General features: G+C 43.0%; 10 protein-coding genes. 6 read left to right on the plus strand and 4 right to left on the minus strand.

Annotated elements, in window-relative coordinates; translation table 11 throughout:
• Nucleotides 1–38: 38 nt before the first annotated feature.
• Nucleotides 39–1292, minus strand: a complete 1254-nt coding sequence (gene sat, locus B3Q63_RS10045) for a sulfate adenylyltransferase (RefSeq protein ID WP_296176216.1) — start codon at nucleotides 1290–1292, stop codon at nucleotides 39–41.
• A 253-nt stretch (nucleotides 1293–1545) separates the two neighbouring features.
• Between sat and B3Q63_RS10050 the strand changes: the two genes are divergently transcribed.
• The 5 genes from B3Q63_RS10050 (at nucleotide 1546) to cysG (ending at nucleotide 7684) form a co-directional block, all read left to right on the plus strand.
• Nucleotides 1546–3237: a nitrite/sulfite reductase gene (locus B3Q63_RS10050; RefSeq protein WP_296176218.1), complete on the plus strand. Its 1692-nt coding sequence runs from the start codon at nucleotides 1546–1548 to the stop codon at nucleotides 3235–3237.
• Nucleotides 3230–3826: a DUF934 domain-containing protein gene (locus B3Q63_RS10055; protein ID WP_296176220.1), complete on the plus strand. Its 597-nt coding sequence runs from the start codon at nucleotides 3230–3232 to the stop codon at nucleotides 3824–3826. Before B3Q63_RS10050 ends, B3Q63_RS10055 begins: the two co-directional genes overlap by 8 nt.
• 65 nt (nucleotides 3827–3891) lie before the next feature.
• Nucleotides 3892–4530 (plus strand): phosphoadenosine phosphosulfate reductase family protein, encoded by a 639-nt coding sequence (locus B3Q63_RS10060; protein WP_296176222.1) that lies wholly within the window; start codon nucleotides 3892–3894, stop codon nucleotides 4528–4530.
• Between the two features lie 315 nt (nucleotides 4531–4845).
• On the plus strand, nucleotides 4846–5796 hold the full coding sequence (locus B3Q63_RS10065; RefSeq protein ID WP_296176224.1) for an acetyltransferase: 951 nt from the start codon (nucleotides 4846–4848) through the stop codon (nucleotides 5794–5796).
• Between the two features lie 277 nt (nucleotides 5797–6073).
• The gene (cysG, locus tag B3Q63_RS10070) at nucleotides 6074–7684 is read left to right on the plus strand and encodes a siroheme synthase CysG (protein WP_296176226.1); all 1611 of its coding nucleotides are present in this window, start codon (nucleotides 6074–6076) and stop codon (nucleotides 7682–7684) included.
• 249 nt (nucleotides 7685–7933) lie between these two features.
• Here the strand turns inward: cysG and B3Q63_RS10075 are convergent, their stop codons facing one another.
• From B3Q63_RS10075 to B3Q63_RS10085, 3 genes are all read right to left on the minus strand, one after another.
• Complete coding sequence (locus tag B3Q63_RS10075) at nucleotides 7934–8437, minus strand: hypothetical protein (RefSeq protein WP_296176228.1); 504 nt, start codon at nucleotides 8435–8437, stop codon at nucleotides 7934–7936.
• Between the two features lie 16 nt (nucleotides 8438–8453).
• Entirely contained in the window at nucleotides 8454–8984 is a 531-nt protein-coding gene (locus B3Q63_RS10080; protein ID WP_296176229.1) for a hypothetical protein, read from the minus strand.
• A gap of 146 nt (nucleotides 8985–9130) precedes the next feature.
• On the minus strand, nucleotides 9131–9679 hold the full coding sequence (locus tag B3Q63_RS10085) for a DUF4377 domain-containing protein (RefSeq protein WP_296176230.1): 549 nt from the start codon (nucleotides 9677–9679) through the stop codon (nucleotides 9131–9133).
• A 327-nt stretch (nucleotides 9680–10006) separates the two neighbouring features.
• Between B3Q63_RS10085 and B3Q63_RS10090 the strand changes: the two genes are divergently transcribed.
• A complete protein-coding gene (locus B3Q63_RS10090; RefSeq protein WP_296176232.1) occupies nucleotides 10007–11578 on the plus strand; it encodes an exonuclease SbcCD subunit D C-terminal domain-containing protein in 1572 nt (523 codons plus the stop codon).
• Nucleotides 11579–11638: the final 60 nt, after the last annotated feature.

Raw genomic sequence — 11638 nt, forward strand, 5'->3', positions numbered from 1 at the left:
CTTTTTTAATACTTTTATTGATGACGATAAAATATTACTTAAACCGCAGATGCACCGACTAACTTCACCTCAGCACGCTCCTCTTTTGCGATACCCGCATAGTAATTGCGTAAAATCTCTAGCACTTCTGGACGGCTAAAGTTCTCTGGCACATCGAGATCTTCTGATAGCGCTTTACGTAGCTTAGTACCTGATACTTTGACATGCTCAGACGCTTCATGCGGGCAGGTTTTATCTGAAGCCATCGCATTACAAGCATTACACCAAAACGTCCAACCAATTTTTAACGGTTGGGTAATGAGGTCGTCTTTACCGACATATTCAAAGATAGTCTGCGCATCAAAGGCACCATAATAATCACCAACGCCGGCATGGTCACGACCAACAATCAGATGACTACAGCCGTAGTTTTGACGGAATACCGCGTGTAGTAGCGCCTCGCGTGGTCCGGCATAACGCATATCGAGCGGATAACCGGCTTGAATGACGGTGTCTTGTCTAAAGTAATTATCAATCAAGGTTTTAATCGCTTCTTGGCGCACTTCAGCTGGGATATCACCCGGTTTTAATGCCCCGAGCAATGAATGAATCAACACCCCATCACAAATCTCGATAGCAATCTTGGCTAGATATTCATGTGAGCGGTGCATTGGATTACGGGTTTGGAAGGCGGCAACCGTTTTCCAGCCCTTAGCATCCAAAATAGCGCGGGTCTCCGCAGGAGTTTTATAAATCTCTGGGTATAAAGTTGGGAACTCGCCCTCGCTCAATACTTCGACACTACCTGCGATGTTAACCTCACCTTGGTTGAGTACTTGTTGTACGCCTGGATGTTCAGAATCTGTGGTTGTAAAGACTTGCTGACACTCATGGGCTTTATCGATGGTATAAGTCTCTTCTACCGTTAAAATGCCCATAATCTCGCCATCTTGCGCCACTAACGCGACTTTATCACCTTGGTTTAAGTTATCGGCAGTCGCTTTAGGCGCTGATAACGTGATGGGAATCGGCCAAAACAAGCCAGCATTGTCACCACTTTGCAGGCGCATATCATCAACCACCCCTTGCCAATCCGCTTGGTTCATAAAGCCATTTAGCGGCGTAAAGCCACCAATACCGAGCATAATCAAATCACCACGCTCACGCGAGCTCAGAGTAATCGTCGGCAAGCTGCTGGCAAGTTTCAATGCTTGGTTGCGGGCGTCACCCTTTAATAGTAACGGTTTAAGCTCGCTGCTGCCATGTGGCGGAACAAGTTTTGATGGCTGTTGATTAGCAGTGGTAGATGTCATTTTTTGAAACCTTTATAGGTAGTGATGAAATAAGTCGTGATAAATTTGATAAGCATAGGCTACCTAACTTTCGTTATGAAAATTTATGCTGTGTTTGGATATGGATATGTCTTAAAGGAATTTATGTTTGCAGACGCAAGCTTATATGATGTGACTCTGAATTGTTTACCTTGCGACTGGCAATAAGATCGATTACACACGCCAATCATTTTCGTCGCCGCTTTTATGTTTCAAACAAAATTGAGATTACGTCATGTATCAATATAATTACGCTGACCAAACCTTGGTAGAAGAACGAGTCGCCCAGTTTCGCGACCAAACCGAACGGTTTTTGGCAGGCGAGCTGCCAGAAGAGCAATTTTTGCCGCTGCGTTTGCAAAACGGCCTCTATATCCAGCGTTATGCGCCGATGTTGCGTATCGCTATTCCTTACGGTCTGCTTGCCAGCTACCAATTGCGTAAGTTGGCGGAGATTACCCGTAAATATGACAAGGGCTACGGGCACTTCACTACCCGTACCAATATGCAGCTGAACTGGCCGAAACTAGAAGAAGTTCCAGATATTTTGGCAGAGCTGGCATCGGTGCAGATGCATTCTATTCAAACCTCTGGTAACTGTATCCGTAATACCACCACCGACCCTTATGCTGGTATTCATCAAAATGAGATTGCCGATCCGCGTCCTTATTGCGAAATCATTCGCCAGTGGTCGACCTTTCATCCTGAGTTTGCTTTTTTGCCGCGTAAATTTAAGATTGCCGTTATCGGCACCGATAATGACCGTGCAGCGACACAAGTGCATGATGTTGGTTTGCATTTAAAGAAAAATGAAGATGGCGAGCTTGGCTTTGAAGTCTTGGTCGGTGGTGGTCTTGGTCGTATTCCTGTGCTCGGCAAAGTAATTAATAAATTTTTGCCACGTCAGCATCTGCTTAGCTATCTAGATGCCATATTGCGGGTTTATAACCTACATGGCCGCCGTGATAAAGGCAGTAAATACCGATCACGCATCAAGATTTTGGTTGACACCTTGGGTGGCCCTGCGTTTGCCAAATTGGTCGATGCCGAATGGGAAGCGCATACCAAGGACGGGCCACTGACGCTGACGGATACCAACTTTGAGCATGCCAGCAGCTTCTTTAGTGAACCTGATTATGTGACCTTTGATGCGCTACAAGCACAGTCTGATTTGCAGCAGCAATTGAGTGCTGATAAGGATTTTGCTAATTGGTATAACCAAAATACTGTGGCGCATAAAGTCGCTGGTTACCGCGCGGTTGTCATCTCCTTAAAAGCAGGCTTAGTTGATGGTAAGTATGTACCATCCGGTGATGTTACCGAATCGCAGATGGATGCGCTTGCTGACCTTTCTGACAAGTATAGCTTTGGCGAGCTGCGCGGTACGTATCAGCAGAATTTAGTCTTCGCTGACGTGCAAACCAATCAGTTATACGAGTTATGGCAACAGCTTTCTGAGCTACATCTGGCACGACCTAATATCAACACCTTAACCGATATGATCGTCTGCCCAGGTTGGGATTATTGCTCGCTTGCCAACGCCACCACCCATAATATCGCTGAGCAAATTGAAAAGCAGTTTAGCGATTTGGACTACCTATATGATCTTGGCGATATCCGCTTAAACATGTCGGGTTGTATCAATGCTTGTGCGCACCATCATACGGGTGATATCGGAATCCTCGGTGTCGATAAAAAAGGTGAAAACTGGTATCAAATCAGTCTTGGCGGCAACTCGAGTAACGATGCCAAACTTGGCAAAATACTAGGCCGCTCCGTCCCTACCGAAGCAGTTGCTGACACCATTCAAAAGATCGTTGATGTCTATGTCGATTTGCGTGCCACCACCGATAACGATGTAGAAAGCTTTGGCGAATTGGTTGAGCGCGTCGGTATTGATCCCTTTAAGGAGAAGGTCTATGGCTAATCACCATATTTTGGATAGTCAGGGCGTCGATATTAGCCATAACGATAGCTGGCATGCGTTAACCACTGAGACGTTACCAGATGGTATCGCCTCGGTAGATATCACGCTACTTGAGCTGCTGCATAAGCAAGATAAGCCTGACGTTCTAGTCCCACTTGCTGATTTGTTGGACGGCTCAGGGGCGCTGGCAAGCGGTTTGCTCAAAGAGGTCTATCAGTTAATCATTCAACATAGCAGCCGTGTTGGATTATGGGTGACCGCTGATACAGATACCAATGCCTTGGCAGCGCTCAGTGAGCTGCTATTAAAGCAGGATCTTATCGTCATTCATGTGCCCAAATTCGCTGATGGACGCAATTTTAGCTTTGCACAAACCTTGCGCCAAATTGGCTATCAAGGTGAGATTCGTGTCGCTGGCGCGTTTGGCCGTGATCAAATTGCTTATCTATTACGCGTGGGCGTCGACAGCTTTGTGCTCAATGAACACGACTTACAATCGGACTTTAATATCTCACAAGCGTTTACCGCCCTTTCCAGTAGCTACGATGGCCGCAATGCCGCCGCACTACCAATGTTTGCAGGTGCTTGATGTAGCATCAACCATAAAACTTATTATTAATCGTTTTTATATTCACAACAATTGAGGAATTTACCATGAGCCAGTTACACCCAAATCTAGATATCGACCAAGCCAACCAAGACCTGCAAGGCAAATCACCAGAAGAAATCGTCGCGTGGGCACTGACACAAGCGAAAAACCCGATCATCACCACCAACTTCCGCCCTTACGAGTCTGCGATTTTGCACTTAATCGCCAAGCAGCGCCCTGATATCACGGTATTGTGGGTAGACTCAGGTTATAACACCGATGCGACCTATCAATTTGCTAATAAAGTTATCCGTGATTTGAACTTAAACGTTATCACTTATATTCCTAAGCAAACGGCAGCCTATCGTGATGCGACTATGAATGGTATCCCAGGCATTGATAACCCACAGCATGATGAATTCACTGACCAAGTAAAACTTGAGCCATTCCGCCGTGCGCTAGATGAGCTAAAACCTGATGTCTGGTTCAACGCCATTCGTAAAGATCAAACCGAATTCCGCCAAGGTCTTAATGTGCTTAGTTTATCAAAAGATGGCGTGTTAAAAGTAGCGCCTTTATTTGAAAAAACAGACGCGGATTTAGACGTCTATCTTGAAGAGCATGATTTGCCTAACGAGTTTGATTACTTTGATCCAACCAAAGTTGAAGAAAGCCGTGAATGTGGTTTGCACACGCAGCTGTAAGTACTTAGCCAGTAATTAATCAGCAATTCAGTACAAAGCCAATAATATTAAATAAAAAAAGCGATGACATTAAAATCATCGCTTTTTTTGTGTTAACTATGGTGATTGACATGAAAATCAATACGAAAGTGGCGTTCTACAAGCGTTTTGATTAAAACATTAACGTTTCTTTAACGTCTTATTGTTTAACATTGAGGTATTCTATGGCTTGCCTTAGTGGGCTGCACGTCATTAAGCTGACTTTTTAAAGCCAAATCATGGACGAAGTTGCCCAATCCTTATAGGCACTCGCGCTCATCAATATGGATATTTGTTATGCCCTTTATAAAAAAAATTGATTCATTCTATGAAAAACTGCACGATAAGCTGCCAGCTGTAGGTAAAGCAGCCTCCTTTTTGACCGGTACAGGCGTCCTCATGGCCAATAGTGCGATGGTTGGTCTGCCTATTTGGAGCTTAGGCGCGGCAAAAGTATTGACTGGCGCAAAAGCTGCGGATGATGCGCTGATTGCAATTACCAAATATTGGATTAACAGTAATAACGCCGTGATTGACCACGCGCTACCCCATAAAGACTGGCGCATTAATCTGCCCGACGATTTGAGCGAAGACAAGCAGTATCTTTTGGTAAGCAACCATCAATCGTGGGTCGACACCAGTATCGTGCAATATATCAGCCAAGATACGCTGCCTTTAACGCGATTTTTTACTAAGTTTAATCTGATTTACATCCCCGTTATCGGTCAAGCATTTTACTTCTTAGACTTTCCGATGATGAAGCGTTTTTCTGCCAAAGCGATGGCAAAGAATCCAGAACTTAAAAAACAAAATCTCCTTGAGGCTAAGCGTGCCTGTCGTCAATTAAAAGACAAACCCTTTGCGCTATTAAACTATTTGGAAGGAACGCGCTTTACTCAAGAAAAACATGACAAACAAGGATCACCTTATCAGCATTTGTTAAAACCACGCGCTGGCGGTTTGTCGTTAGCGCTTAATGCGTTAGGCGATGAATTGGATTCTATTTTAGATATCACTATCGTCTACCCAGACGGCGCGCCTGATTATGATGATTTATGGAAAGGTAATATTCGACGCTTGGGCGTCGATGTGACTCGCTTAACCATACCGGACGAATTATTTGCGGCCATCATGGATGGCGGTTATGACCGTGACGAGACCACTAAAAAGATGATGTTTGATTGGTTAGAGGATATTTGGCAACAAAAAGATGCCCGCATTACTAAGATGCTGAGTGAGTTTGAATAGAATCTGCAACCCGTTAAATGTCGTTATCGCCAATATCTAATGCCCGTTATCATGTAACTATTATCTATCAGCTACCAGCCACAAGCTTAAAAGTTAGCTTGTGGTTTTTTACTCCGTTATTCTGCATTTTAATTCCCTACCTATTCCACATCCTAGCAAAAATCATCAGTAACATGACAAAAACGAATATGTTAATGCCAATTCACTAGGTGAGCGTCCGCCTGTGATACCTCATAATGATGGCATATTTTATATTGATTGAATCATTGGTGATGCTATGAACACCTTTCCGCTATTTTTTAAATTAGAAGACCGCAAAGTGCTGATCGTTGGTGGCGGTGATGTCGCGTTACGTAAAGCTGACTTGCTCAGCCGCGCAGGTGCTACTATCACGATTCTTGCGCCAAGTATTAGTACTGAAATACAAGCCTTGCTCAGCCACACTAAGTACAAAGCCAAGCACGAACTGATTTATGAAAACTACAATAAATCTTATATGACGGGCGCGCGCGTTATTATCGCTGCGACGGATGATGAAACCCTCAATCATCAGATTCACGCTGATGCTAGCGAGCTGAATATTCCGGTAAATGTGGTTGATACCCCGCATTTATGCGACTTTATTTTCCCTGCTATCGTTGACCGTAATCCCATTGTGATTGGCATTTCATCTAACGGTAAAGCGCCCGTGCTGGCACGTCTATTGCGCGCTCGTCTTGAAACTTTAATTCCGCAAGGCTATGGCAAACTGGCCAAGCTGGCTGGTGAGTTTCGTAGTGAGGTAAAAACAAAAATTCCAACCCTTACCGGACGTCGCCAGTTTTGGGAACGCGCCTTTGAAGGTCAAGTCAGTCAGTTGATGTTTGCTGGCAATGAAGACGAAGCGGCTGCCCAATTGCAAGCCGATTTAGATAAAACAGCGGCTGCTATCAATGAAAAAAATACAGTAGATAATACATCTACAGAATCCCAAACCGTAAAAAATACAATGGGCGAAGTTTATATCGTTGGTGCAGGCCCCGGTGATCCAGAACTGCTTACCTTTAAAGCGCTTCGCCTCATGCAGCAAGCCGATATTGTCTACTATGATGCGCTAGTATCACCGCAAGTACTGGATTTATGCCGCCGCGATGCCGATAAAGTATTTGTCGGTAAAAAGCGTAGCAACCATGCCGTTGCTCAGCTTGGTATCAATGAGCTATTAGTCAATAGCGCAAAAGAAGGTCGCCGTGTGGTACGGCTAAAAGGTGGCGATCCCTTTATCTTTGGACGTGGCGGCGAAGAGATTGAAAGCTTACGTGCGCATAGTGTTCCTTATCAAGTCGTACCTGGTATTACCGCCGCCAATGCCGCTGCTAGCTATGCTGGCATTCCACTCACGCACCGAGATCATTCGCAGTCAGTACGTTTTGTGACAGGGTTTTTGAAGGCTGGCGCGCCAAACAGCAACTTTAAAAGCTTTTTAAATACTGATGAGACAGTGGTGTTTTATATGGGACTGCATTCACTGCCGCGCTTGACGACAGGTTTAATTGATGCTGGACGTAGTAGTGACACCCCGATTGCCATTGTCTCTAATGCCAGCATGCCCAATCAGCAAGTATTGACTGGCACGCTTGCCAATATCGTTGAGTTGCAAGAAAAAAGCCAGTTGCCCACGCCTGCTCTGCTGATTATGGGAGATGTGGTTGGACTGCATCATGATCTGGCTTGGTATCATGTAGACAATGAGCAAAACAACCAGAATGCTGCTGATACCGATGACAATTGGTTGCGCGGTGGCAAGGCAGCAGCGGCAAAAGCCCCTACTAGCCAGCAAGCACATGCGCTATCAATGGTCGCTAATTTGGCAACCGCTGGTGATGTGGAGCAATTAGTCATTGGCTAAGTGCGATTACGGTCAAGCTACTATCGAGATTGTCGAGAGCATCAAAGACCTCTACGACATCGACATAATAATAGTTTGTTGAAGGTATGCCTATGAGGAACCCATCAGCCGCGTTCACTGGTTTGGTACCCTAGTGAAGACTTGAATCTTCGGCTGTGGGCTAATGGTATCAACGTTTTAACTCGCTGAAATAGTCACAGTGTACTTCATGGTGTACCTACCATACATATTCTATTCGTGATCGGTGCGCTATACAGGCATCGATCTGCCAGATATAACTTCAACGTATATAGGCTGAGCATATAATTCAAGGCTATTGATATCATGCACTACTTCACCGTTCCTACTCTTGTGAAAAGTAAAAGTTGCAAACCTCCTAACCTCATCATCTTGAAAACCTATTGTTATATTAACGCTCTCTAAAGGAAAGTCTATAAGCCATTTTTTCTTGAATTTGTTAGAAAATATGAGGGACTGGATGAACGGGTCTTGGTCTGTAAAATCTTCTATATGAAACCTATTAGTAGAAACTTCATAACCCGAAAAATCAGTAAATAATCTTTCAATCTTATGTTTTTCAATTGAACAGCGAGCATAGCTTGAAGGGAATATTTTTTCTAGAAAAACGCAGTCACCTATCGGTAAAAACCCTTCTTTTAAGATAAGGTCTAACTCCTTATCTAATTTGCCTTCTCGTATTTCACTTTCATTAATATCTAAAAACTCTTTCATCAGTAGATTGGTGTAAATCATAGCTTTGCCCTAAATGTCATATTAATCCAGTGCTGGTTTTAATTTTCTCTATTTCAGATAAAGATAATTGAGTCATAGCTATGATACATAACTCTTTACTATCATTAAAACCTACTACTAATCTATCATTTATAATATACGACTCCACTTTGCAATAACTAATTGAAAACCTTACAGATATATAGTTATTTCCTAAATCGAGATAAAGATCTGAATCAAGAGTATCTATAAAAGAGCTATCTAAGCACTTATTTGATTTTGTAATATCAAAAATTACAACACCTTTAGTCAGTGAATAGTCAGGAATTTTAAAAGAACTATTAAGTCTCTTAATATTTTCTATTTTAATCACTGTCAAGGTACAACTGCTCATTACACCCTCTTCCGCATTAACTCCAATTTCGAGCAATGACCTTTTTCCATCACCGTATCTAAAATATGATTTTTGAAAGTTTGGCTCGCCGATATTTATATCAAAGGGAATATAGTCATCAAATTCGATGGAAACTATTTTATTATCATTGCTAATACTTTTGAACTTTAACAATTTATTCTCCTATTTATATAGCGTATACCCTAGCGGAACCAGCTATTTCACCCTTCAAACCTATTAACAGACCACTTAAAACAGACTATCTTTGAGGAACTACTAATAATAGACTGCTATACTTTTTTAACAAAGTTTTTTAATCCTCACTCTATAGTTCTTTTCTTCTCAATTATCTTTATAAGCTTACTGTGGATAGATGATGCATCCGCAGGTGGATTGGCGACTGTTGTATTCTTGATAAGCAAGGTGTACTCGTAATGCGGCTCATAATCAAAGCCCTCTATACCACTATATCGATATTCCCAACCTGTTTGGCTATTCGTCTGTCCAGCAATTTTTGTTAGCAAGCATGATTGCGGCCCAACGCCCATGCAATCTTCTTGATGATCAGCGACGATGATTTTACGTAAAACATAAGGCATCGCACGGACCGTAATCTGGCTTTTATTATCTGCCCCTGATGATAATGTCGATAGCTCTGCCATCACCTCTATGACATCACCGATAGCCAGTTCTTGCATTTGATGAGCATTTTTCTGACCAAAGTTATATTTACTAATCAATGCTGAATAAGTCTTTCCGTCTTTAGCCACAAGAGTGACTTTCTGCTGCTCTCTATCTTGCGTTATTACCGCCGTTACCTCACCTACGATAGCTTCAGAGGCTTGGATAACGTTTGTTTTATTATCCATATTTGCTGACCCATAACCATTGCAAGCGGCTAAAGCGCTACTGACAAGCAAAGCCAATAGGCATAATCTGATAAATGGCATAACACACCCTTATGAATGATGGCTTAGATATTACTCATGGATAGTACTCACGATTGATATTCTTCAGTATGATTCATTTGTTACTGAGCGCGATAAAAATCATAATGATAAACCTATGATTATAAAACCATAGCCATAGCACGATATCGTTTTCATAGTGAATCAATCACAAGTTTATAAGCACAGCAAACCACAGCAATTCTTGCTAGAATAATCGCAGTCTTCTAACCATTATTAAGTTCACTTATGCCTGCATTTACTATTAAACCGCTTGCGATTCTTCATACCTCCGACTGGCATTTGGGGCGTAGGCTTTATGGGCGCATGCGTTATGAAGAATTTGAAGCGTTTTTAAGTTGGCTACAAGATACCATTAGCGCGCAAAAAGTCGATGTCCTTATCGTCGCCGGTGATATCTTTGATACCATGACGCCGAGTAACAGAGCGCAGGCGCTATATTATGAATTTTTGGGCAAAATTTCAAAATCATGTTGCCAGCATATCGTTATCGTCGCGGGCAACCATGACTCCCCTACTTTTTTGGACGCACCAAGCAATGTCTTAAAATTCTTGAACGTGCATGTCATTGGCACCGCTTGTGAAGACTTAAAAGATGAGGTCTTGGTGTTAGACGATGCAGACGGTACACCGCATTGCATCATCGCCGCAGTCCCTTATCTGCGTGACCGTGATGTCCGTAGCAGCAGCGCTGGCGAGTCCGCGGATAGTAAAGATGCCAATGTCATCAAAGGCATTCGTGCCCATTATGATGAAGTCGCCAGTATTGCTAAAACGAAGCAAGCTGAATTAGCCGAAATGCACCAGCGTCACATTCCTATCATCGCTACAGGGCATCTATTCGCAGCAGGTGGCACGACTACTGAAGACGATGGTGTGCGTGAGCTTTATGTCGGCTCACTTGGCAAGATCTCTGCTGATATGTTCGATGAAAGCTTTGACTATGTGGCACTTGGGCATTTGCATGTTCCGCAGCGCGTCGGTGGTCGTGAGAGTATTCGCTATTCAGGCTCGCCTATTGCAATGGGCTTTGGTGAGGCTAAGCAACAAAAACAAGTATTACTGGTACAGTTTGGCGCAGTAGAAAATGATTTTAGCAATCAAAAACCAGTGTCAAATAGTACATCTGAGAGCACTATTATTCAGCTTACTAATACAGTGACTAAGATTGAACAATCGGTAGAAAAAGCCGCTAAAAAAGTAGCCAGTCAGGCGACGGATTTTATGGACGATTTATTTGGTTTTGATAACACAGCAGAAAGCGAAGAGAATACGCAAAAAGCCTTTGAAGGATCCGTTTCCAATCAGATAGACGCTATACAGAGTAATGATTCCACAAATAACTCTACCTCTAACCTATTACATCATGACGAATCACAGCAGATGCAGGTTATTTCCCTACCTATTCCAAAATTCCAAAAATTGGCGCAAATCTCAGGTGATTTAGAGCTTATTCAACAGACTATCGATGAAACCATTCAATCTCTTGAGGCAACAGAATCTGTTTGGCTTGAAATTATTTATACGGGTGATGAGGTGGTCAGCGAGTTGCGTGAGCATATTCAGGCGATGGTAGATGGCTTGCCGTGTGAGGTGTTAAAAATTAAAAACACGCGCACCTATAATAAAGTACTTAACCAACAGCAGATCTCTGAGACGCTACAAGATTTAAATGAGGAAGAAGTATTTGAGCGCTGCTTAATTGCTCACAATATTCCTGATGAGCAAAAATCATCCTTACGTGACGCCTATGATCAAATCGTTTATAACCTGCGCCATGCCGATACTCAGGCCGAATAATAACAGCACATTTTGGATGCCAGCCAACAACTTCTTCACTTTTCATCACCATTCTCTTTA

It is taken from the genome of Psychrobacter sp. UBA2769 (genome assembly GCF_002352555.1).
In the GTDB taxonomy this organism is placed as follows: domain Bacteria; phylum Pseudomonadota; class Gammaproteobacteria; order Pseudomonadales; family Moraxellaceae; genus Psychrobacter; species Psychrobacter maritimus.

Bases quoted from the DNA above. Each gene is read 5' to 3' on its own strand.
- B3Q63_RS10060 (WP_296176222.1), top strand. From the start codon at position 3,892: ATGAGCCAGTTACACCCAAATCTAGATATCGACCAAGCCAACCAAGAC.
- B3Q63_RS10065 (WP_296176224.1), top strand. From the start codon at position 4,846: ATGCCCTTTATAAAAAAAATTGATTCATTCTATGAAAAACTGCACGAT.
- B3Q63_RS10075 (WP_296176228.1), bottom strand. From the start codon at position 8,437: ATGATTTACACCAATCTACTGATGAAAGAGTTTTTAGATATTAATGAA.
- sat (WP_296176216.1), bottom strand. From the start codon at position 1,292: ATGACATCTACCACTGCTAATCAACAGCCATCAAAACTTGTTCCGCCA.
- B3Q63_RS10050 (WP_296176218.1), top strand. From the start codon at position 1,546: ATGTATCAATATAATTACGCTGACCAAACCTTGGTAGAAGAACGAGTC.
- B3Q63_RS10085 (WP_296176230.1), bottom strand. From the start codon at position 9,679: ATGGATAATAAAACAAACGTTATCCAAGCCTCTGAAGCTATCGTAGGT.
- B3Q63_RS10090 (WP_296176232.1), top strand. From the start codon at position 10,007: ATGCCTGCATTTACTATTAAACCGCTTGCGATTCTTCATACCTCCGAC.
- cysG (WP_296176226.1), top strand. From the start codon at position 6,074: ATGAACACCTTTCCGCTATTTTTTAAATTAGAAGACCGCAAAGTGCTG.
- B3Q63_RS10055 (WP_296176220.1), top strand. From the start codon at position 3,230: ATGGCTAATCACCATATTTTGGATAGTCAGGGCGTCGATATTAGCCAT.